The organism is Saccharopolyspora sp. NPDC003752 (assembly GCF_053605825.1).
Window position 1 is genome coordinate 17,228 of record NZ_JBSGJZ010000017.1, and the last position, 20,084, is coordinate 37,311.

The 20,084-nt window shown below is 69.5% G+C and carries 21 protein-coding genes; 13 read left to right on the top strand and 8 right to left on the bottom strand.

Going from position 1 to position 20,084, the window contains the following annotated elements:
- Window positions 1-24: 24 nt before the first annotated feature.
- Together ACWEV3_RS22455 and ACWEV3_RS22460 are read right to left on the bottom strand one after the other, a co-directional pair.
- Window positions 25-435: a helix-turn-helix domain-containing protein gene (locus tag ACWEV3_RS22455; RefSeq protein WP_452615780.1), complete on the bottom strand. Its 411-nt coding sequence runs from the start codon at window positions 433-435 to the stop codon at window positions 25-27.
- Between the two features lie 232 nt (window positions 436-667).
- Window positions 668-1,096 (bottom strand): DUF4267 domain-containing protein, encoded by a 429-nt coding sequence (locus ACWEV3_RS22460; protein WP_452615781.1) that lies wholly within the window; start codon window positions 1,094-1,096, stop codon window positions 668-670.
- Window positions 1,097-1,186: 90 nt separating this feature from the next.
- Here ACWEV3_RS22460 and ACWEV3_RS22465 point away from each other — a divergent pair, with 90 nt between their 5' ends.
- The 3 genes from ACWEV3_RS22465 to ACWEV3_RS22475 all read left to right on the top strand — a co-directional run bounded on the left by ACWEV3_RS22465 (window position 1,187) and on the right by ACWEV3_RS22475 (window position 3,173).
- On the top strand, window positions 1,187-1,756 hold the full coding sequence (locus ACWEV3_RS22465) for a TetR/AcrR family transcriptional regulator (RefSeq protein ID WP_452615782.1): 570 nt from the start codon (window positions 1,187-1,189) through the stop codon (window positions 1,754-1,756).
- Window positions 1,757-1,832: 76 nt separating this feature from the next.
- Window positions 1,833-2,330: an N-acetyltransferase gene (locus tag ACWEV3_RS22470; RefSeq protein ID WP_452615783.1), complete on the top strand. Its 498-nt coding sequence runs from the start codon at window positions 1,833-1,835 to the stop codon at window positions 2,328-2,330.
- 99 nt (window positions 2,331-2,429) lie between these two features.
- Entirely contained in the window at window positions 2,430-3,173 is a 744-nt protein-coding gene (locus ACWEV3_RS22475; protein WP_452615784.1) for a metallophosphoesterase, read from the top strand.
- A 166-nt stretch (window positions 3,174-3,339) separates the two neighbouring features.
- On the opposite strand, the gene ACWEV3_RS22480 is transcribed toward ACWEV3_RS22475, so the two are convergent.
- Together ACWEV3_RS22480 and ACWEV3_RS22485 are read right to left on the bottom strand one after the other, a co-directional pair.
- Window positions 3,340-3,642, bottom strand: a complete 303-nt coding sequence (locus tag ACWEV3_RS22480) for a hypothetical protein (protein ID WP_452615785.1) — start codon at window positions 3,640-3,642, stop codon at window positions 3,340-3,342.
- 58 nt (window positions 3,643-3,700) lie between these two features.
- Window positions 3,701-3,910, bottom strand: a complete 210-nt coding sequence (locus tag ACWEV3_RS22485) for a zinc finger protein (protein ID WP_452615786.1) — start codon at window positions 3,908-3,910, stop codon at window positions 3,701-3,703.
- Window positions 3,911-4,030: 120 nt separating this feature from the next.
- On the opposite strand from ACWEV3_RS22485, the gene ACWEV3_RS22490 reads away from it, so the two are divergent.
- The gene (locus ACWEV3_RS22490; RefSeq protein ID WP_452615787.1) at window positions 4,031-4,882 is read left to right on the top strand and encodes a helix-turn-helix domain-containing protein; all 852 of its coding nucleotides are present in this window, start codon (window positions 4,031-4,033) and stop codon (window positions 4,880-4,882) included.
- Between the two features lie 11 nt (window positions 4,883-4,893).
- Complete coding sequence (locus ACWEV3_RS22495; RefSeq protein WP_452615926.1) at window positions 4,894-5,139, top strand: DUF397 domain-containing protein; 246 nt, start codon at window positions 4,894-4,896, stop codon at window positions 5,137-5,139.
- A gap of 75 nt (window positions 5,140-5,214) precedes the next feature.
- Here the strand turns inward: ACWEV3_RS22495 and ACWEV3_RS22500 are convergent, their stop codons facing one another.
- The 4 genes from ACWEV3_RS22500 to ACWEV3_RS22515 all read right to left on the bottom strand — a co-directional run bounded on the left by ACWEV3_RS22500 (window position 5,215) and on the right by ACWEV3_RS22515 (window position 11,323).
- The gene (locus ACWEV3_RS22500) at window positions 5,215-7,614 is read right to left on the bottom strand and encodes a Tex family protein (protein WP_452615788.1); all 2,400 of its coding nucleotides are present in this window, start codon (window positions 7,612-7,614) and stop codon (window positions 5,215-5,217) included.
- 231 nt (window positions 7,615-7,845) lie between these two features.
- Entirely contained in the window at window positions 7,846-9,186 is a 1,341-nt protein-coding gene (locus ACWEV3_RS22505) for a hypothetical protein (protein WP_452615789.1), read from the bottom strand.
- 148 nt (window positions 9,187-9,334) lie between these two features.
- Complete coding sequence (locus tag ACWEV3_RS22510; protein WP_452615790.1) at window positions 9,335-9,712, bottom strand: hypothetical protein; 378 nt, start codon at window positions 9,710-9,712, stop codon at window positions 9,335-9,337.
- A gap of 276 nt (window positions 9,713-9,988) precedes the next feature.
- Window positions 9,989-11,323: a hypothetical protein gene (locus ACWEV3_RS22515; RefSeq protein WP_452615791.1), complete on the bottom strand. Its 1,335-nt coding sequence runs from the start codon at window positions 11,321-11,323 to the stop codon at window positions 9,989-9,991.
- A gap of 578 nt (window positions 11,324-11,901) precedes the next feature.
- Between ACWEV3_RS22515 and ACWEV3_RS22520 the strand changes: the two genes are divergently transcribed.
- The 8 genes from ACWEV3_RS22520 to ACWEV3_RS22555 all read left to right on the top strand — a co-directional run bounded on the left by ACWEV3_RS22520 (window position 11,902) and on the right by ACWEV3_RS22555 (window position 19,824).
- A complete protein-coding gene (locus ACWEV3_RS22520) occupies window positions 11,902-12,192 on the top strand; it encodes a hypothetical protein (protein WP_452615792.1) in 291 nt (96 codons plus the stop codon).
- A 581-nt stretch (window positions 12,193-12,773) separates the two neighbouring features.
- Window positions 12,774-13,121 carry a hypothetical protein gene (locus tag ACWEV3_RS22525; RefSeq protein ID WP_452615793.1) on the top strand — a complete coding sequence of 116 codons (348 nt, stop codon included), beginning with the start codon at window positions 12,774-12,776 and terminating at the stop codon, window positions 13,119-13,121.
- Between the two features lie 129 nt (window positions 13,122-13,250).
- On the top strand, window positions 13,251-13,877 hold the full coding sequence (locus ACWEV3_RS22530; protein ID WP_452615794.1) for a TetR/AcrR family transcriptional regulator: 627 nt from the start codon (window positions 13,251-13,253) through the stop codon (window positions 13,875-13,877).
- 155 nt (window positions 13,878-14,032) lie between these two features.
- Complete coding sequence (locus tag ACWEV3_RS22535; protein ID WP_452615934.1) at window positions 14,033-14,227, top strand: hypothetical protein; 195 nt, start codon at window positions 14,033-14,035, stop codon at window positions 14,225-14,227.
- Window positions 14,227-15,036: an MFS transporter gene (locus ACWEV3_RS22540; RefSeq protein WP_452615927.1), complete on the top strand. Its 810-nt coding sequence runs from the start codon at window positions 14,227-14,229 to the stop codon at window positions 15,034-15,036. The genes ACWEV3_RS22535 and ACWEV3_RS22540 overlap by 1 nt, the downstream gene beginning before the upstream one ends.
- A gap of 123 nt (window positions 15,037-15,159) precedes the next feature.
- A complete protein-coding gene (locus tag ACWEV3_RS22545; RefSeq protein ID WP_452615795.1) occupies window positions 15,160-17,169 on the top strand; it encodes an acetate--CoA ligase family protein in 2,010 nt (669 codons plus the stop codon).
- Window positions 17,166-18,362 (top strand): alkyl sulfatase dimerization domain-containing protein, encoded by a 1,197-nt coding sequence (locus ACWEV3_RS22550; protein WP_452615796.1) that lies wholly within the window; start codon window positions 17,166-17,168, stop codon window positions 18,360-18,362. The genes ACWEV3_RS22545 and ACWEV3_RS22550 overlap by 4 nt, the downstream gene beginning before the upstream one ends.
- 379 nt (window positions 18,363-18,741) lie before the next feature.
- Window positions 18,742-19,824: a lysozyme gene (locus tag ACWEV3_RS22555; RefSeq protein WP_452615797.1), complete on the top strand. Its 1,083-nt coding sequence runs from the start codon at window positions 18,742-18,744 to the stop codon at window positions 19,822-19,824.
- The last annotated feature ends 260 nt before the right edge of the window (window positions 19,825-20,084 follow it).

Genomic DNA, 20,084 nt, shown 5'->3' on the forward strand with positions numbered 1-20,084 from the left:
GTCGGATCCGAGTTGTGACCGCGCTCATGACTCATCGCGACCGGCGGTGCTGTTGGAGCGGCGCAGGTCTTCCACCACGCCCCGGATCCGGTCGGCCTGGGCGGCGGTCAGTCCGCGCAGGCTCACGGACTCCACGCCTTCTTCTTTCAGGGCGCGCAGTTCCACCAGGGTGGCCAGCTGCGCCCGGATCTTCTCGCCGTGCTCGCTGTTGTCGAACGTGTCCAATGGCACGCGGAAGAATGCGGCCAGCGCTTTCAGGTGTTGCCAGCCGGGATTGGGCGATTCGCCGGAAAGGATCTTGTAGAGCTGCGATACCGACATTCCCGTCGCCGCGGCGATCGTCTTGACGTCGTACGGTCTTCCCGTTTCGGGGCTGGGGAAGGATTCTCGCAACCACGCCAGCCGCTCGGCCAGGGCGGCCCCTGGGTCAGCCATCGCACTCACTCCGAAATCACAGCACGCGTGCCCACCACGTCGTTGACGATTTCTCACATTCTAGACTACCGTCTGATCGGATTACACGATCGTGGAATTCCGGGGGGTCCGGAACCTGGGGGTGTGCCAGGCGGCGCACGGGTCGCGCGTCGACCCGTGCCCTGCCTGGCACCAGGGGCCGAACCGGCGGCCCGTCCCGGTCGCCTTTCCGAAGGCGCCCGTGCGCTGATCGCTACGCCGTCGCGACCTGGTGGGCCGGCGCGGTCGTGGTGGCGGGGAGCGCGCGTTCGCGGAGCAGGAGGATTCCTGCCACGACCACGACCACTCCCGTGGCCGCGTGGATGCCGAAGGCCGCCGCCGGTGTTCCGCCGTGGGTGAGGACCGTGAGCGCGTCGCCGAACGCGATCATCGCGTCCGCCAGCGCCACCCAGCCCAGGGCTCGGCGTTGGCGCAGCGCTAACAGGATGAAGATGATCAGTGCGCAGGCCAGGTCGCGCACTCCCTTGACGATGAGGTAGCCCGCCGCGTCGCCCTGCGGCCAGTCGGGGATGCCGAAGCCCTCCGCCGCTCCGGTCGGGTCGATCACGAACCTCGTTCCGAAGGAGACCACGAAGAGGCCGAGCGCGATCATCAGGCCGGTGTTGAAGCGTCGCAGCGTCATGGCTGACTCCCTGTTGTCTAGCGGTGATCTGTTCTCTAGCGACGCTAGCAGTAGCTCTGCTTGGTTGTCTAGCGGTGCTAGGATTTGGTCATGTCCGTGAGAGAGCGCAAGGAACGGGAGCGGGCCGAACGGCACCGGCTGATCATCGAGTCGGCGCGCGAGCTCGCCGAAGCCGAGGGCTGGGACGCCGTCACCACGCGGCGGCTGGCGGAGCGCGTCGAGTACAGCCAGCCGGTCCTGTACAGCCACTTCAATGGCAAGGACGCGATCATCGCCGCCGTCGCCATCGAGGGCATCGCCGAAATGACCACCGAGTTCCGCCGGGCTCGCCAGGGGCGTCGCGCCCCCAAGGCGGCGTTGCGCGCGCTGGCCGACGCCTACCTGAACTTCGCCCGGGACCGGCCCGCGCTCTACGAGGCGATGTTCGTGCGGCCCGTCGACATCCCGTTCGGCACGGAGGATTCGCCCGCCGCGCTCAAGGAGGCGTTCGGCGAGCTCATCGCGGTGCTCGAACCGCTGGCCGGTGACCGCGATCTGGAAACCCTCGCCGAGGTGTTCTGGAGCGCCTTGCACGGCCTGGCCATCCTGACCCGCGGCGACCGGCTCCGGGCCAGTCATCACAAGGCCCGCCTGGACCTGTTGATCGACCAGTTCGCCTAGAGCCCCTCTGCCGGATCGCGGTCAGTCCTGCCGAAGCCCGGTGGTCGTCCGCCGACCGGCGGTAGCCTCGGTCCTCATGACTTGGCTCCCCGACGACTTCGTCCACCCCGTCCACGTGCCCGTGCCCGGCACCGCGTTCCACCTGCGGCCGATCCGGGAGTCCGACGCCGTGCGCGACTACCCCGCCGTGATGGGCTCCCGGGAACGCTTGTGGGAGATCTTCGGGCCGGCTTGGTCCTGGCCAAGGGAGACGATGACCTACGAGGAGAACCGCGCCGACCTGCTGCGGCACGAGAAGGAGATAGCCGCGCACCAGTCGTTCAACTACGCGCTGCTGGACGAGGGCGAGACGGCGCTCTTCGGCTGCGTCTACATCGACCCGCCCGAGCGCGCCGGCTCCGACGGCGAGGTGGCCTGGTGGGTGGTGGACGACCTCGTCGGCGGCGAGGTGGAGCGCGCGTTCGACGCGCTGGTTCCGCAGTGGATCGCCGCCGACTGGCCCTTCCGGCAGCCCCGCTACCTGGGCCGCGACATCACCTGGCAGGACTGGCTCGCGCTGCCGCGCGCCTCCTGACACGCCCGAGGCGCGCGGTCGGTCGCCGTGAAAGCACCGAGGGGTTTTTCGATTCTGCCTAGAATCGGGAAGTTCCGAACCTTGCCTTCTGGAGGAAAGATGACCGTTCTGATCGCTCAGATCAGCGATCTGCACCTGGACGGCAGCCAGTGGGCGACACAGCGCGCCACTCGCGTGATGGACCACCTCCGGGCCTTGCCTCGTCCGGTGGATGCGCTGCTGGTGACCGGAGACATCGCCGATCATGGCGCGGAGGCCGAATACGAGGAGGCGGCGCGGATTCTCGCCGCTCCGTTCCCGGTGCTGATGTGCCCGGGCAACCACGACGCGCGCCCGGAGTACCGGAAGGTCCTGCTCGGCGGGGATTCCGGCGGCGAGCCCGTCAACCAGGTCCACCACGTCGCCGGGACCGCGATCCTGATGTGCGACTCCACGATCCCGGGCCGCGACGAGGGGCGGCTCGACGCGCCGACGCTCGACTGGATCGGCGCCACGCTCGACGAACTGCCGCCGGACGTCCGGGCGCTGATCGCGTTCCACCACCCGCCGGTCGGCCTCCACCACCCGTTCATCGACGCAATCCTGCTGGAACAGCCCGAAGAACTGGCCGCCGTGCTCGAAGCGCGCCCGCAGGTCGCCGCCGTGCTGACCGGGCATGCCCACACCGCGGCCGCCTCGACCTTCGCCGGACGGCCGCTGCTCGTCGGGTCGGCGGTCAACTGGAACCTGCGCATGGCTTGGGAAGGCGACCGCCCGGACGATCGCGATGTGCCGCCCGGCATCGCCTTCCACGTGCTGGCCGACGATGGGCGCCTGACCACCCACTTCCGCGTCGTGCCCTGACCGCGGCGATGGCCAGCGGCTAGTAATACCGGATCGCAGCATCCACTGTGGATTCCCAGTGGGGTGCGGCCGGGCGGCGCCTGGGGGAGGGGGGCGGTGCGCCGCCCGGCCGCGTCGGCTCGACGCCTCGGGGTCGGGGAAGGTGGCATCGAGCCGGGTCAGGTGGTCAGAGGCGTTGCAGGGCTTCTAGAACCCGGTGGTGGAGCTCGAACGACGGCGGCTCGTGGATCGGCACCGTGTCCAGTGTGGAATGTTCGGTCGGCTCCCGGGGTTCTCGCAGGTGGTGCCTGCCGGTCGGGGTGTCGTTCCGCTTCGCTTCGGCTTCCACGTGATCGATCAGCTGCCAGACGTTCGTCGTGCCTTCGCCCGCTCCCGCGTGCTGGGGCAGGCGCCTGCGGTAGACGTACATCAGGAGCATGCCGAGCAGCATCGAGCCCAAGCAGGACAGGGCGGTCCAGAACGGGTGCATCGCGCGATTCCTTTCCCAAGCAGGTGAGCGACTTCTTCGAGGGCTGCGGTCTTCGCGCTCAAGGCTCGATACCGGCGAGCCGCCGAGCCTCGCGATTGCACTCGGGGCAGGTGTCCCAGAACCAGGCCAGCTCGCTGTTATCCGCGGAAAGCTGCTGAAGGCACAACGTCAGCACCTGCGTCCCGGTCGGATACGAGCAACCACAAGGCTTTTCGTCCAAGCTCGCATGCCGCTGCCCAGCAGCAGGCACCCAATGAAACGGATACATCCACGACCCCCATCGCTCGATTTACCGCACTTACCGGTAAGAGTTTGCCGGTGGTAAATCTGCTGATCAACTACCCGATCGGGGGTTGTTTGTGCACGTCAAAGGCATAGGGTGGTTTTCATGGTCGGAAAATCCGAACGCACCCCGAAGTCCCGAGCGCTCGGCGTCGAACTCCGCGAGTGCCGACTGGCAGCCGGGCTCACGCAGAAGGAACTCGCGGCGCAGATCGGTGTCAGCTACGTGTCGGTGTCTCGCTATGAATCCGGCACGCGATCACCGAAACCCGAAGATGTGGCCCAGATCTTGGCGACGCTCGGAGTGAAGGGTGAGAGGTACGCAGAGCTGGTCGACATGGCCCGTGGAGTCGATCAGCCGAACTGGCTGGAGACGGGGAAGAACGGGCTTCGCCGCGAGCTCACGACGATCATCGAGTTCGAGCGCACCGCCACCGGCATCGTCGATGTTGCCACCGGGGTAATTCCTGGTTTGCTGCAGACGTCGGACTACGCGCGAGCCATCATGGGTGAGGTGCCTGGCCAAGATCTCGAAGCACGCATAGCGATGCGCGTAGGTCGGCGGGACGTGCTGTTCCGGTCGGGCTCGCCGGACTTGACGGCCATCATCTCGGAGTCCGCCCTACGAGACCGGCTGGGCGGCGTCGCGGTCATGGCGGACCAGCTGCGGCATCTTCTCAAGATGGGCGAGCTGCCAAGCGTCACGATCATGGTTCTGCCTGCGGTTTCGGAACGTTGGCATGCGGCTCTAGCAGGCTCGTTCATCGTGTACGAGTTCCCGAAGAGCGCCCCGATCGTTCACCTGGAGCACTTCGCTTCGGGCGTCTTCATACATACAAAGGAAGTAGCGGCGTACCAGGACGCCGTGGTTACCCTTCGACACATGGCAATGGATCCAGCGAGCTCGGCGGAGCTGATCGCATCCATTGCCGACGAGTTGGAGGAGGTAACCGCATGACCAGGACCCCCATGGGCTGGCGAAAGTCTTCTCGCTCCCACCAGGTAAGCGCGTGCGTCGAGGTTGGGCGCATTGAAGGAAGCTGGCGCAAGTCCAGCCGCAGTGCAAACACCGACAACTGCGTCGAGGTCGGTCGCGTCGCCGTCGGTGCGGCGGTTCGGGACTCGAAGGACCGGGATGCCGGGTACTTCACCACGACCGGCCAGCAGTGGCGGTTATTCGTCACCGCCATCAAGACCGGGCGGTTCGAGCGCTGAGCGCACTGGGCCCGTGCGTACTTTTCGTCGCTATGGCAACCAAAAGTACGCACGGGCCCTGACCAGCTGAAACGGCTACTTGCCGAAGCCCGCCTTGCGGAGGGCGTCGGCCATCGATCCGGACGGGGCGTCGTTGCGCTGACCGCGGCCGCCGCGTCCCTGGCCGCCTCGGCCCTGACCGCCTTGACCGCCGCGACCGCCGCCGCCCTGACCACGACCGCCGCCGTTGCGGCCGCCGCCGCCCTGGCCGCGGCCGCCGCCCTGGCCCCGGCCGGAGTCGCGGTCCTGACGCCCGCCGGCGCCCGGCTCGTCGTCCAGGCGCAGCGTCAGCGAGATCCGCTTGCGCGGGATGTCCACGTCCAGGACCTTCACGCGCACGATGTCGCCCGACTTCACCACGTCGTGCGGGTCGTTGACGAAGTTCTTCGACATCGCCGACACGTGCACCAGGCCGTCCTGGTGCACGCCCACGTCCACGAACGCGCCGAACGCCGCCACGTTCGTGACCACGCCCTCCAGCGTCATGCCCGGCTTCAGGTCGGCGATCTTCTCGACGCCGTCCGCGAACGTCGCCGTCTTGAACTCCGGCCGCGGGTCCCGGCCCGGCTTGTCCAGCTCGGCGAGGATGTCCGTGACCGTCGGCAGACCGAAGCTGTCGTCCGCGAAGTCCTGCGGCCGCAACGACTTCAGCACCTTCGCGTTGCCGATCAGCCCGGTCATCTCACCGCCGGTGCTGCCCAGGATCCGGTGCACCACCGGGTATGCCTCCGGGTGCACCGCCGAGGAGTCCAGCGGGTCGTCGCCGTCCGGGATCCGCAGGAAGCCCGCGCACTGCTCGAACGCCTTCGGCCCCAGCCGCGCCACGTCCTTGAGCGCCTTGCGGGTCCGGAACGGGCCGTTGGTGTCGCGGTGGTGGACGATGTTGTCCGCCAGCCCCTCGCTGATGCCCGACACGCGGGTCAGCAGCGGCGCCGACGCCGTGTTCACGTCCACGCCGACCGCGTTCACGCAGTCCTCGACCACCGCGTCCAGCGAACGCGACAGCTTCGTCTCCGAGATGTCGTGCTGGTACTGGCCGACGCCGATCGACTTCGGGTCGATCTTCACCAGCTCCGCCAGCGGGTCCTGCAGGCGCCGGGCGATCGACACCGCGCCGCGCAGCGACACGTCCAGCTCCGGCAGCTCCCGCGACGCGTAGGCCGACGCCGAGTACACCGACGCGCCCGCCTCGGACACCGAGATCTTGGTGAGCTTCAGGTCCGGGTTCTGGCTGATCAGGTCGCCCGCCAGCTTGTCCGTCTCGCGGGACGCCGTGCCGTTGCCGATCGCGATCAGGTCCACGTCGTGCGCCTTGGCCAGCGTCGCCAGCTTCGCCAGCGCCTGGTCCCACTGCCGCTGCGGCTGGTGCGGGTAGATCGTGTCGGTCGCGACGACCTTGCCGGTGCCGTCGACGATCGCGACCTTCACACCGGTCCGGAAGCCCGGGTCCAGGCCCATCGTGGCGCGCGATCCGGCCGGCGCGGCCAGCAGCAGGTCGCGCAGGTTCGCCGCGAACACCCGGACCGCCTCGTCCTCGGCGTTCTGCCGCAGCCGCAGCCGCAGGTCCACGCTCAGCCGCGTCAGGACGCGGGTGCGCCACGCCCAGCGGACCACATCGGACAGCCACTTGTCGGCCGGGCGGCCCTGCGCGGCGATGCCGAACTGCTGCGCGATCCGCAGCTCGTAGTCGGTCGGGCCGACCTGCTCCGCGCCGTCGTCGGGCTCCAGGGACAGCTCCAGGGCCTCTTCGTTCTCGCCGCGGAACAGCGCCAGGATGCGGTGCGACGGCAGGTCCGCGAAGCCCTCGGAGAACTCGAAGTAGTCGGCGAACTTCGCGCCTTCCTCCTCCTTGCCCTCGCGCACCTTGGAGACCATCCGGCCGCGCGTCCACACCTTCTCGCGCAGCTCGCCGATCAGGTCGGCGTCCTCGGAGAACCGCTCGACCAGGATCGAGCGCGCGCCGTCCAGCGCGGCCTGGGTGTCGGCAACGCCCTTCTCGGCGTCCACGAAACCGGCCGCGGTCTCCTGCGGGTCGTTGCTCGGGTCCGACAGCAGCCGGTCCGCCAGCGGCTCCAGGCCCGCCTCGATGGCGATCTGTGCCTTCGTGCGGCGCTTGGGCTTGTACGGGAGGTAGATGTCCTCCAGCCGCGCCTTCGAGTCCGCCGCGGTGACCTGAGCCTCCAGCTCGTCGGTCAGCTTGCCCTGCGAGCGGATCGATTCCAGCACCGTCGTGCGCCGCTCTTCGAGCTCGCGCAGGTAGCGCAACCGCTCTTCGAGCGTGCGCAGCTGGGCGTCGTCGAGGGCGCCGGTCGCTTCCTTTCGGTAGCGCGCGATGAACGGCACAGTCGCCCCGCCGTCGAGCAAGTCGACGGCGGACTGCACCTGGCGCTCGCGGACGCCGAGCTCCTCGGCGATCTTCTGATGAACAGTCGTCACGTTGCTGATTCCGCCTTCTCTGCGGTCTTCGCCAGATCCGACCGAGCATTCTGCCGGACACCGCCCGCGCGCAACGTCGGCACTCACATCGGCGTGTCGGAACGTCGCCCATCGAGACCGCGCGATCACCCCGGGTCGTCCGGGTGACGGTGGCGGTTTCGCGCGAAACCGGCGCCTCGCCCAGGGGAAACGCCGGTTTCGCGCGAAAACGCCATCCTCCGGCGCCGAGACCTACCGCGAGGCGGACGCCCGGCGGGTCCGCCACCTGCGCAGCGACCGGATGAGCTGGCGGGTCAGGTTGGTGAGCACCAGCGCGAGGCCCGCCCACGGCAGCACCAGCAGCGCGAGCCGGAGTACGCCGACCGTCGCCGCGGCGGCGTCGCCCGCCCGCACCGAGGCGCCCACGCCGTTCCACTGGAGGACCAGCGCTTGCCACACGGTGGGCAGCACGTGCGGCGCTAGGAGCAGGAAGGCGATGATCCAGTACGCCATGAACGGGATCACCAGCACGACCCACACCGTGATCACCCGGCGGACCCACGGCTTGAGCTCCTGCACGCGCGGATGCGGGCGGCGGCCCGGGAGCAGGCTGCGCAGGACCGGCCCCATCCGGTCGAACAGGTCGGGCACGCCCACCAGGTCGCTCAGGATGTAGTAGCCGTCGAAGCGGATCGACGGCAGGAGCTGCCAGAAGGTGGTCGCCTGCCACGTCAGGAACGCGGCCAGCAGCCACGGCGAACCGGTCGGCGCGTAGGCGGCGATCATGGCGAGCATGGCGATCGCGTTGAAGTAGATGCCGCCGAGATCCGTGCGCAGCCGGCCGCCGCGGCTGAGCCGGTAGGAATCGGTGACCGTGCTGTACATCGCGGGCCACACCAGGTAGATGCCCACGCCCATCGCGCCCGGCCGCGCGCCGCCGTAGCGGCAGGCGGCGACGTGGCCGCACTCGTGGAACATCCCGGAGACGATCAGCACCACCAGCACCAGCAGGAGCTGCTCCGGCCGGTTGAGCAGCGCCTTCGCGCCCGCGACGACCTGCTCGGCGCCGCCGTGCACGGCCAACCAGACGTCGGCGAAGACGAAGGCCGCCAGGACGGTGACCACCACCGGCGGCCAGAACAGCGGCTGGAAGATCCCGGCGATCACCGCGACGGCGCGCTCCGGCACCAGTGCGACGCGGAACTTCAGCGCCAGCAACCGATCCCGCCCCTTCGGGACCTTCTCCGGCGGCGCACCGGACTCCGACACGGCCACGATCCCGGCGGGCCGCAACCGGTTCTCGACGAGGAAGAACGCCTGCCCGGCGGTGATGGTGCGCTCCGACTCGCCGCTGAGTCGCGCCGCGAGTTCCGCGAAGCTGCGGCGCCCATCGAGCCCCGCCGCCACCAGGTACAGCAAGTGCGAAAGCTGGAGGACCTGCCCATCGCGGCGGCGCACCAGGTACGGCGCTTCGCGATGCCCGGAGCCCTGGTAGCGGCCGATCAGCTCGGTGCCCGCCACGAGCGCGGGCACCGGCAGGTGCGCGACGTCCTCGTCCGCCGGGGGCGACCCGGCCTGGTGCGGGGCGGCCATTGCTACTCCTGGGTGATCATCCGGTCTGGAAACGGCCGACGGGCGCGACATCGTCCTTGATGGGGGAGGTCGCGCCCGCCGACTGTGGAACGCTCAGCGGCGCGTCATCGCGCCGTCTTGAACGCCGCACTGCTCACATCGCTCGACGTCAGCCGGCACTGGCGGTGCTGTTGCCGCCGATGCCGTTGCCGCCGATGCCGTCGCCGCCGATGCCGTCGCCGCCGTCGCCGCCGTCGCCGCCATCGCCTCCGAGGCCGCCGTTGCCGCCGGCCCCGCCGTTGCCGCCACCTTGGCCGCCACCTTGGCCGCCACCGTTGCCGCCGGTGCCGCCGTGGATGTCACCGGTGGTGGTGACGTTGGCGTCCCCGGTCACGGTTCCGGTGTGCGCGGGTCCGTAGTACGGGGCCATCACATCATCGCCGTTCCAGGGGAGCCAGAACGTTGACATGACGGTGCGCGCCGGGAGGAACTCGACGCGCTGGTCCGCCAGTTCGGCAGCGCTCAGCGACCGAAAGGTCTGTGGCATCAGGTGCTCCTTCGCAATTCGAGGGGATTCACTGGGAAAACCGGAACTCGGTCACCCGCTGGATGCGCCGCAGCGGCACGTTCCTGGCGCACGGGCAGAACCTAGAAGCACCGAACGCCTGATGCACTTCAATTCACCCTTACGAGCAAACGGCTTTCCGCCGCCGTGGAGGTGCGTGCGCATCTCGTCGGGGTTCGACCGTCGATCGACCGCCGAGCGGGGAGGGGGACGGCGGTGCGCGGGGCTGTCGTGGTTGGTGCAGGTTCATGACGCTCATCAGGGGTTGCGGCGAGTGTCCTCGCTGGTGCCGATGTGGCCGCCGCGGCCGCCGGTGCCACCAACGCCGCCGGTGTCCGCAATGGAGTTCAGGCCGCCTTGGCCCTGGAGTCCGGGCGTGCTCCCGATGCCGTCGCCGTCGCCACCGTCGCCGCCGTTGCCGCCGTCACCGCCGTCGCCGTCGAGGACGCTGACTATGGCCCTGCCGCCGCCCTCGGACATGATGTTGCCGGTGTTCGCGGCTCCGCCGCCGCCCCCGGTTCCGCCGGTCCCGCCGTCGCCTTCCACGTCGACGCCCATGCGGAAGCTGGTGGCGCTCGGCTCGCCGTCGCCGCCCTTGCCGCCGGTGCCGCCGCGGCCGCCCTTGCCGCCTTGCACGGTGATGTCGTCGTTGCCGGTGCTGACGATCGTGCCCGTCGGGCCGTTGCCGACGCCGCCGTTCCCGTTGTCGGTGTGGCGGCCACCGCCGCCGTTGCCGCCGACAGCGCCATTGCCGCTGCGGGTGTCCGCCGTGCCGGGGCCGCCCTTGCCGCCGGTGCCGCCATCGCCGTTGTCGCCGCCGGTGATGGTGATCTTGTTGTGGCCCGTGCCGGGGTAGATGCGGCCGAGGTTGCCGATGCCGCCCGCGCCCCCGTTGCCGCCCGCGCCGCCGCGCGCGTCGGCGGGGTTGGTGCTGCCCGGGCCGCCGTTGCCGCCTTCGCCGCCGTTGCCGCCCTTGCCGCCGGTGATGGTGATCGTGTTGTTCCCGGGACCGGCGTTGAGGATGCCGGTGGACGCCACCGCAGGGGAGCCGTTGCCGCCGGGACCGCCGACGCCTGCGCTTCCGCCGGCCCGCGCGCTGGTCCTGGCGTTGGGGCCGTCCTTGCCGGAAGTACCGCCGGTGCTGCCGCCGTTCTCGCCGCCGTTGGCGCCGGTGGTGCCGGCGGTGCTCCGGTCGCTCCTGGCGGTGGGCCCGAGGTATCCGTTGCCGCCCTTGCCGCCGTCGCCGCCGCTCTTACCGGTGATGATGATCGTGTCGTCGGCGCCGCCGGCGTTGATCGTGCCCGCCAGCGTGCCGTCCAACACGATCAGGTCGTTGCCGTCGGTGCCTTCGAGCGTCATCCCGGCTGGGACACCCCGGGAGCAGTAGATGTTCTCCCCGGAACCGTTGGGGGTTCGGGTGCAGGTGGGCGTCGCGGCATCGGCGGGCTGGACCATGATGAGGCTGAACGCCGCGGCGAGCATGGCGGCGCTGGGCAGCGGCCACCAGTGTCGGCTTGCCGAGTTCTGACTGCCGCCGGAGATCGCCGTGCTCGGCACCTCCGCGGGAACGGCCCGACGTGGACGGTTACTCATCGACGCAACTCCTTGCCCATTGTGATCAGGACTGGTCCGAACAGTCGCATAGTTTAGGCCTAAAGAACTAATAACCATGGAGTTCGAAAGAGTGATGTCGTGGCTCGTCTCCGGGATGTGCCCGCAGAACCTGATCTTGGTGGCCGCCGATCTTCCAGCGCCCCAAGCTGCCGGAAGGATTTTGTGCTGCCCGGTTTGCGCGGCCGGGTTCCGGTTGACGTTCCCGGCGGTCGAAAATTACGCGACCGGTTGTTTTCGAAAATGTTTCCGATTTGATGGTCGTGAACGTGAGTGCGATGCCGGAGCGGGTCTCCCGTTTGCCTGAATCGATTGTTTTCCGGGGCGTGTTGGGGTGTCGATTCAGGACGCAGGGGTGCTGATGTGCGCTGGTCGATGGCTTGCGGCATTGTGGCCCGGGTTGCCAGAGTTTTCGGGCTGCGCTGGATCGCGGGTTCCCTTAGTCTCCGTGCTGATGCCAACGAATCTGGGGCGTTGGAATGGGGATCTGGGGGCTTACGGCCTTGTTCGGCATCGATCTCCGCGCGGCATCCGAGCCCATTCGAACGAAGGAGGACAAAGTGTTCGACAACAGCGAACCATTGAGCTCCGCGGAGCTCGACGACCAGCGCATTGAGTTCCTGCCTGCGCGCACGGTCATGTCGACGTTCCCGTTCCACGGCGGCTGGGACCCCATCGCGATCAACGGTGGCGGTGGCGGTAATGGCGGCGGTGCCGGCGGAGGCACCGGTGGCGGCGCCGGTGGTAACGGCGGCGTCGGTGGTGACGGCGGTCCCGGCGGTCCCGGCATTGGTGGTAACGGCGTTGGTGGTAACGGCCATGGAGGCGGTGTCTTTGTCGTAGTGAAGTGATCCTTTTCGGCCGAGTCGGCGGTCCGTCGCTTTTTGCGGGTCCGCCGGCCCTTGTCGTCCTGTAGCGCCCGGCCTGCGATCGCCTCGTCCTGCGGAGGCGATCGCAGTTTGGTGTGGCCAAGTCGGGACGCTCGATGGCCGGTGAGCAGGCCGTGCGGTCCCTTGGGGGGCGGGGGCTTGAGTTGTTGGCTTGCGACGGCGTACTCAAGGTGCGGATGTGGACTGCTCGGTACTGATCGGTTTGCCGACACAAGGCTGGGCTGGCAGCCTTCATCGCCGAAAATTACGAGACCATACGGTTTTATAAATGATTCTGATCGCATAATTGCAAACATGAGAGTGATGTAATTGCGGTGTCGGAGTCAGGTGCCCGCCTGTGGAACTTGATTTTCGTGCGGTGCTCCGAACGGTGGTTCTCCCTGGTGGCGAGGGGGAGTCGACATTAGGGCAGCGGTTTGCGCGCTGGGGTCTCGACGTGTCGGAAAATTTCGGACTGCGCCGGATTCCGGGTTCGCCTAGGCTCCGTGCTGATGCCAACGAATCTGGGGGCGTTGGAATGGGGATCTGGGGAACTTGCGACCTTGTTCGGCATCGATCTCCGCGCGGCATCCGAGCCCATTCGAGCGAAGGAGGACAAAGTGTTCGACAAGACTCAACCGCTGAGCTCCGAGGAGCTCCATGACCAGCGCCTGGAGTTCCTGCCTGCGCGAACGGTCATGTCGACGTTCCCGTTCCACGGCGGCTGGGACCCCATCGCGATCAACGGTGGCGGCGGCGGTAATGGCGGCGGTGCCGGCGGAGGCACCGGTGGCGGCGACGGCGGCAACGGCGGCGTCGGTGGTGACGGTGGTCCTGGTGGTCCCGGCATTGGCGGTAACGGCCATGGTGGCGACGGCGTCGGTGGCGATGTCGTCATCCTGGTGGGGTGATCCTTTCTGACCGTACGGGCGGGTCCGTCGTCTCTGCGCGGGCCCGCCCGTCTGTCGTCGTCCCGCATTGCCGGGCCTGCGATCGTTCGCGTCCCGCGGAGGTGATCGAGGTTTGCGGCCGGAGCGTTCATGACCGTTGAGTACGGTGGCCGGATGGCTAAGTCGCGGACACCGGGCGGCGCGTCGATGGACAGCGAGCAGACCGCGCGCTCCCTGGAACGGGCGGCGCTGGAACTGCTGGCCCGGGACGGCGTGCTCAAGGGTCTCAACCTGCGCGAGGTCGCCGACCACGCCGGCGTGAACCGCGCGCTGGTGTACCACTACTTCGGCTCGCGGCGCGATCTGCTGCGCGCGGCGCTGCGGCACAACGTGCGGCAACGGATCATGAGCGCGCGGTTGCAGGACGAGCCGTTGGGCTTCGGCGACCGGTTGAAGCACGTGCTGCGCGGCTGCATCCGGTACGTGTCGATGTACCGGCTGGTCGCGCTGCTCGTGCTGGACGGCGACTCGACGCTGCGGTTGATGCCCGACCTGCCGCACACGCAGCAGCGGTTGAAGCAGGACCAGGCCGAGGGCGCGCTGGATTCGGAGATCGATCCGGTGGCGGTGCACGCGATGATGGTTTCGCTGTCGCTCGGGTACGCGATGTCGCGCACGCGGCTGGCCAAGGAGTTCGGCATCGGCGTGCGCGAACTGGACGAGCGGATGCTCGCGGTCGCCGAACGGCTGGGGCCGCAGACGCCCGAGAAGCCCTGAATTACCTGTTCAGGATGTCTGAGTAGATCATGAAAGAGCTTGCTGCTGAGGGAAAATCTGTCTCCACAGGATTGACGAAACGTTAAACACGCGCTTTCCTCTGTGGGTCGGCGCGGCCTCGCCGTTGAGGCTGCCGCCGCGAGGAGGCGAGTTCATTGGCGGTTCCCCAGACCACCGAGTTGGCCGGCAGCGGCACGCGCCAGACGCAGCCCGGGAGCATGCGGGCCTGGCTGGTCGTGGCGATGGTCGTCACCCTCATGGTGATCAACTTCGGCGACAAGGCGGTGCTCGGGCTCGCGGCCGGGCCGATCATGCGGGGGTCATCGCGTCGCCGACGCTGGTCTACCTGATCACCAACCACGGCTGGCGCGCGGCGTTCGTCGCGTTGGCGCTGGCCGGCGTGGTGTGGGTGGTGCTGTGGGCGTTTATCGGCCGCGAAGGGCCGCTGACCACCTATGACGCCGGGCAGCACGGCGTCGTGCAGGCGGGCGGCGAGCCGGACGTGCCGTACCGGAAGCTGTTCTTCAACGGCACCTTCGTCGGCGGCCTGCTGGCCGGGGTCGGCGCGTACTGGGCGCTGGCGATGAACACCGCCTGGCTGCCGATGTACCTGGAGAACGCGCTCGGGTACGAGCCGCACCAGATCGGCGTCGTCGTGGTGATCCCGAACGTGCTGAACGCGCTGGTGATGCTGGTCGTCCCGTGGCTCTCCGGGCGCTGGATGCGCCGCGGTGCCACCGGCCGGGTGGCCCGCGGTGTCGTCGCCGGGCTGGCCGTCACCTTCGCGGGCGGCTGCATGCTGCTCCTGCCGCACACCAGCGGTGCCGCCGCTCTGGTGCTGATGACGCTGGCGTTCGGGCTGCCGAGCGTGGCGTTCCCGCTGGGCTACCTGACCGCCGCGCAGATCGCGCCGGTGCGCAAGCGCGGGGCGGTGATCGCGTCGAAGACGGCGCTGGTGACCCTGGCCGGGGTGTTCGCGCCCGCCGTGACCGGCGCGCTCGTCCAGGCCGCCGGTTCGGGCGGGGCGGGATTCCAGACCGCGTTCGGCCTGTGCGCCGGGCTGATGATCGTCGGCGGCCTGCTCGCGGTGCTGGTCGTGAACCCCGAGCGCGACGCCCGCCGCCTCGGCCTGCTCCCGGCCGCAGCCGACCGCTCCTGAGTTTTCCGCGCGGCGATTTCGCGCGAAATCGCCGTTCTGCACGCCTGTGGGTTGGCGATTTCGCGCGAAATCGCCAACCGAGTCACCACGTCAAACGACCTCTGCAGAGCAGGAGGAGGCAGCATGCCGCTGGATTCGTTGTTCTTCCCCAAGGCGATCGGGGTGATCGGGCTGTCCGCCCGGCCCGGGTCGTGGGGGAGCCGGGTGGTGGAGATCCTGCGCTCCGGCGGGTTCGGCGGCGAGCTGTACGCCGTGGAGCCCCGCAACCGCGACGTGGACCTGCCGATCCTCGACGACCTGGCGGAATCCGGGAAGCTGCTGGACATCCTGGTCGTGGCCGTGCCGGCCGAGGCCGCCATCGAGGTGATCGAGCGGGCGCGGCGCGGTGGCGTCGGAGCCGTCGTGCTGTTCTCGTCCGGATTCGCCGAGGACGGCGCCGACGGCCGGGAGCGGCAGCAGCGGTTGCGCGAGGCCGCCGGGGACATGCCGGTGCTCGGGCCGAACTGCCTCGGCGTGATCAGCAAGCCCGCCTCGGCGAACGTGACGACCACCGCGTACGTGGCGCGGCCCGCGCCGCCGCCGGGTCCGGTGTCGCTGGTGTCGCAGAGCGGTGCGGTCGGCTTCGTGCTGGCCAGCCTGCTCGACGCCCGCGGCGTCGGCTTCACCTATTACGCCAGCGTCGGCAACGAAGCCTGCCTGGAGGTCACCGACATCGGCGGTTACCTCGTCGAACGCCCCGACGTGCGGGTGCTCGGGCTGTACGTGGAGCAGATCCGCGACCCGGAGGCGCTGGAACGGCTCGGCAGGCGGGCGGTCGAACTCGGCAAGCGCATCGTGGTGCTCAAGGCCGGAGCCAGCGAGGCCGGGCAGCGCGCGACGCTCTCGCACACCGCGGCCGTGGCCGGGGACCAGCTGCTGTTCGACGCGCTGTGCCGGGACGCGGGAATCGTGGTGGCCGAGGACGACGAGTCGTTCGCCGACCTCGTAGTCGCATTGCAACGCGAGGTGTCGCTGCCGCCGCGACCGAACATCGCGGTGCTGTCGATGTCGGGCGGCGCCGGGGCGATCATCGCCGACCGGCTGGCCGCGCTCGGCGCGGAAGTCCGGCCGTTGAGCGGGAAGACCCGGGACCGGATCGAGGAGCTGGAGCTCGCGGGCGTCGCGTCGACGGACAACCCGATCGACCTCGGCGGGCAGTTCTACCGCAGCTCCGACGCGTTCGGGCAGCTGCTCGCGCTGCTCGACGAGGATCCCGAGGTGGACGGCGTCGTCTGCTGCTTCACCTTCGGCGACCTGTTCCCGGAGCTGTACCGGGACCTCGCCGAGAAGATCGCCGCGCTGGACTCGCCGAGCTGGCTGGTGTGGGCGTGCCCGCCGCCGGGCGCGCTGGTCGGCACGCCGCCCGGGGTGGTGTACCCGAGCATCGCCGGGCTGATCCGCGCGCTGCCCGGCGTGATCCGCCCGGCGCAGCTGGACGTCGAGATCGGTGAGCAGGACGTGTCGGCGGCGGTGGAGCTGCTGAAACCGCACACCGGCGTGGTCACCGAGATCGATGCCCGCGAGGTGCTGCGCGAACTCGGCGTGCGCTACGTGGACACCGCCGTCGCGGGCGAGGACCTGCCACCCGCCGATCGGTACGTCGTGAAGATCGACTCGCCGGACGCGCCGCACCGCGCTCGCCTCGGCCTGGTCAAGCTGGGCGTCGCGGCGCCGGACGTCGCCGCTACCTGTGCGGAACTGCTTGCCAGGGCTGGAGAACTGGGCCTCGCCGGGGCGCGCGCGGTGATCCAGCCGCAGCTCGCGCACCAGGGCGAGATCGCCGTCGGGGCGGTGCGCGATCCGCACTACGGGCCCGCGCTGCTGATCGGGCCCGGCGGCTCGCGCGTCGAAGAGGCGGGGCTGGCGCGCCAGGTGATCCGCCTGCCCGCGCGTCCCGGGGCGATCGCACGAGCCCTCGCCGACGCGGCTCCACAACTGTCCACTGAGGAGTTCGCCGCGGTGCTGGCCCGGCTCGGCGAGCTCGTCGTGCGGGTACCGGCGCTCGCCGAACTCGACATCAACCCGCTGCTGCTGACGGCGGACTGCGCGCCCGTCGCCGTCGACTCGCTCATCGTCGTATCGGAGGAAGCATGACCGACACCGCCGAACGCAACCCGCTTGAGAAGCGCCGGCCGACCCAGATCGTCGCCCCGGGGGTCTACCAGCTGGGATTGCAGGGCAACAGCTTCGTCGTCGAAACCGAGCAGGGGCTGCTGGTGGTCGACACCGGGCCGAGCCCGAAGCTGGTCCCGGACGCGCTCGCCGACCTGCGGCAGCACACCGACGCCCCGATCCGCTGGATCGTCTACAGCCACGGGCACATGGGCTACAACTACGGCGTGCCCGGGTTCCTCGCCGACGCCGAACGCCGCGGCGACCCGCGGCCGACGATCATCGCGCACGAGAACGTGGTCCGCCGCTACCGCCGGTACGCCGAGACGGGCGGGCTGCAGTCCCACCTCAACTCGATGCAGTTCCGCCGCGCCAAGGAGGACTTCCCGGCGGTACCCCCGCAGACGTTCCCGGACCAGACCTACGCCGAGTCGCTGACGCTCGGCACCACCGGCCGCGTGGTGCAGCTGCTCTGGGCGCCGTCGGAGACCGACGACGTGACGGCGGTGTGGCTGCCGCAGGAGCGCATCCTCTACGGCAGCGCGGCGTTGATCGAGTCCATCCCGAACGTCGGCACGCCGCTGCGCACCCTCCGCGACCCCGTGCGCTGGGCCGACACCCTCGACCGGTTCGCCGCGCTGGACCCCGCCGTGGTGGTGCCGGAGTGGGGCAAGCCGCGGCGCGAGCAGATCGGGGAGATGCTCACCGGGACCGCGCGGGCCCTGCGCTGGCTGCGCGCCGAAGTGGTGGCACGGCTGAACAAGGGCATGGTGGTCGGCGAGATCCTGCACGACCTCGACTACCCGGCGGAGCTGTTCGAGCAGCCGTGGATGGCCGAGACCTACGGGCACCGCGACTACGTGGTCCGGGACATCGTGCGGTCCGAGACAGGCTGGTGGGACTTCAACCCGACCAACCTGCACCCGTCCCATCCCGACGTCGCCGCGGCAGCGGTCGCGGCAGCGATCACGGACCAGGCGGCGGTGCTGGCCAGGGCCCGCGAGCTGCGCGACGCGGGGGAGGTGCAGCAGGCGCTGCACGTGATCGACCTGCTCGCGCTGGCGCCGGGGGACGAGCCGGAGGTCGTCGAGGCCCGCGAGCTGAAGGCGGAGCTGTGCGAGCTGCGCGCGAAGCAGGCGTCGAGCTACGTGTCCCGGAGCCTGTACCGGATCTAGCGCGGCGTCGTGAGTGTTCTGGGTCGCTATGGCGGCCCAGAACACTCACGAACGCATCTCCGCTCGCCGGTGTCGTGGCACAAGGCCACCGATATCCCCACCTGCCACACGGGTTGTCGACCCCGCGGGACGGGGCTTGTGAGCTGAGCCGCTAGGCTGCTGCCGCCGAAACGCCGCGCAGTCACAAATCGTGACGGATCAAGCGGTGGACGTAGCCTGATGGGGTTAATCCAGGTACCCGCGTACGTACAAACCGCGATGCATGCACACGCTCCGTGCTGGAGTGTGGTGACTCGTGAACCCCGAATCCTCCGACCAACCAAGATCCCCCGAAAACAACGATCACGCCTCCACCCCGAACGAGGCGACTGACCGCGGGTTGCGTTCCGCTGCGCTGCGTGCCGACCAGGCCCTGCGCACGGCAGTGGATCGTGTGCGGCCGGCGGCGCACCGCGTCGGCGAGTGGCTCGCCCCGCTGATCCAGCGCGTCCTGCAGTGGCTCGCACCGCTGCTGCAGCGAATTCAGGAAGCACCCGTGGTGCGGCGTCTCCGGGAGAGGGTTGCGCCGCACGTCGAGAAGCTCCCCGAGTCCGTGCGGCGGGCGCCGCGGACCCGGTCCATGCAGGTGGGCGCCGCCGTCGCCGCAGTCGGCGTGGTGGGCCTCGTGATCGGCAGCGCGACCTCCGGCCCGACCGAGGCCGAGGTCCACGAAGCCGCCATGGAAGCCCCGATCCAGCAGCCGCAGGCCCAGGTCGCTCCCGAGCAGGCCCCGGCGCCCGAGGCCGCGCCCGCCCCGCAGGCGCAGCCGGCTCCGGAGACCCCGCTTGGCCCGCCGGTCGAGGGCATCGACGTGTCCAACCACAACGGCGACATCGACTGGCGCCAGGTCGCGGCCGACGGCAAGAAGTTCACCTTCGTGCTGGCCACCGACGGCACCAGCTTCACCAACCCGCGCTACAGCGAGCAGTACCACGGCGCCAAGGACGCCGGCCTGATCGCGGGCGCCTACCACTTCGCGCGGCCGGGTTCGTCCTCGGCCGAGGTGCAGGCCGAGCGGTTCCTGAACACCGCCGACTACCAGTCCGACGGCAAGACCCTGCCGCCCGTGCTGGACCTGGAAGTGGACCCGAACTCCGGCGGCTGCTACGGCCTGTCCGTGTCCGACATGCACCTGTGGACCAAGACCTTCAACGACAAGGTCAAGGAGCGCACCGGCAAGGAGCCGATCATCTACGCCAACCCGTCGTTCTGGCGGCAGTGCATGGGCGGCACCGACACCTTCGACGGCCACCCGCTGTGGCTGGCCTCCTACGAAGTGGACAGCCCGGCGGTTCCCGGCGGCTTCTCCGACTGGGACTTCTGGCAGTACACCGACAAGGGCAATGTCGCCGGCATCGGCGGCAACACCGACCTGAACCAGTACCAGCAGGGCTTCGAGCGGCTCAAGCAGCTGGCCGGCTGACCCCCGGCGTTCGCCGGAATTTCGACGGGAGCGGGCCGTCCGCGCAAGCGGGCGGCCCGCTCCTCTTCGTGCGCCGCCCGGCACAGCGACGCGGCCTCGAGTGAACGGCCTGTTTGTCTCGTCTACCGGGGTGATCGGGCCGTTCGCCCCGGGCGGCCGGCGACCCGGAGTCCTGTTTGGACGGAAGTGCGGCGTCGTGGGACGCATGAGCCCGGCCTCGGGTTGCGGTCGCGATGGGTGATCTTCGTCGTGCCCCGGAT

Coding starts and splice junctions, on each gene's coding strand:
- ACWEV3_RS22485 (WP_452615786.1), bottom strand. CDS start 3,910: ATGTATCCGTTTCATTGGGTGCCTGCTGCTGGGCAGCGGCATGCGAGC.
- ACWEV3_RS22455 (WP_452615780.1), bottom strand. CDS start 435: ATGGCTGACCCAGGGGCCGCCCTGGCCGAGCGGCTGGCGTGGTTGCGA.
- ACWEV3_RS22510 (WP_452615790.1), bottom strand. CDS start 9,712: ATGCCACAGACCTTTCGGTCGCTGAGCGCTGCCGAACTGGCGGACCAG.
- ACWEV3_RS22460 (WP_452615781.1), bottom strand. CDS start 1,096: ATGACGCTGCGACGCTTCAACACCGGCCTGATGATCGCGCTCGGCCTC.
- ACWEV3_RS22505 (WP_452615789.1), bottom strand. CDS start 9,186: ATGGCCGCCCCGCACCAGGCCGGGTCGCCCCCGGCGGACGAGGACGTC.
- ACWEV3_RS22490 (WP_452615787.1), top strand. CDS start 4,031: ATGGTCGGAAAATCCGAACGCACCCCGAAGTCCCGAGCGCTCGGCGTC.
- ACWEV3_RS22495 (WP_452615926.1), top strand. CDS start 4,894: ATGGGCTGGCGAAAGTCTTCTCGCTCCCACCAGGTAAGCGCGTGCGTC.
- ACWEV3_RS22470 (WP_452615783.1), top strand. CDS start 1,833: ATGACTTGGCTCCCCGACGACTTCGTCCACCCCGTCCACGTGCCCGTG.
- ACWEV3_RS22465 (WP_452615782.1), top strand. CDS start 1,187: ATGTCCGTGAGAGAGCGCAAGGAACGGGAGCGGGCCGAACGGCACCGG.
- ACWEV3_RS22480 (WP_452615785.1), bottom strand. CDS start 3,642: ATGCACCCGTTCTGGACCGCCCTGTCCTGCTTGGGCTCGATGCTGCTC.
- ACWEV3_RS22550 (WP_452615796.1), top strand. CDS start 17,166: ATGACCGACACCGCCGAACGCAACCCGCTTGAGAAGCGCCGGCCGACC.
- ACWEV3_RS22515 (WP_452615791.1), bottom strand. CDS start 11,323: ATGAGTAACCGTCCACGTCGGGCCGTTCCCGCGGAGGTGCCGAGCACG.
- ACWEV3_RS22530 (WP_452615794.1), top strand. CDS start 13,251: ATGACCGTTGAGTACGGTGGCCGGATGGCTAAGTCGCGGACACCGGGC.
- ACWEV3_RS22545 (WP_452615795.1), top strand. CDS start 15,160: ATGCCGCTGGATTCGTTGTTCTTCCCCAAGGCGATCGGGGTGATCGGG.
- ACWEV3_RS22475 (WP_452615784.1), top strand. CDS start 2,430: ATGACCGTTCTGATCGCTCAGATCAGCGATCTGCACCTGGACGGCAGC.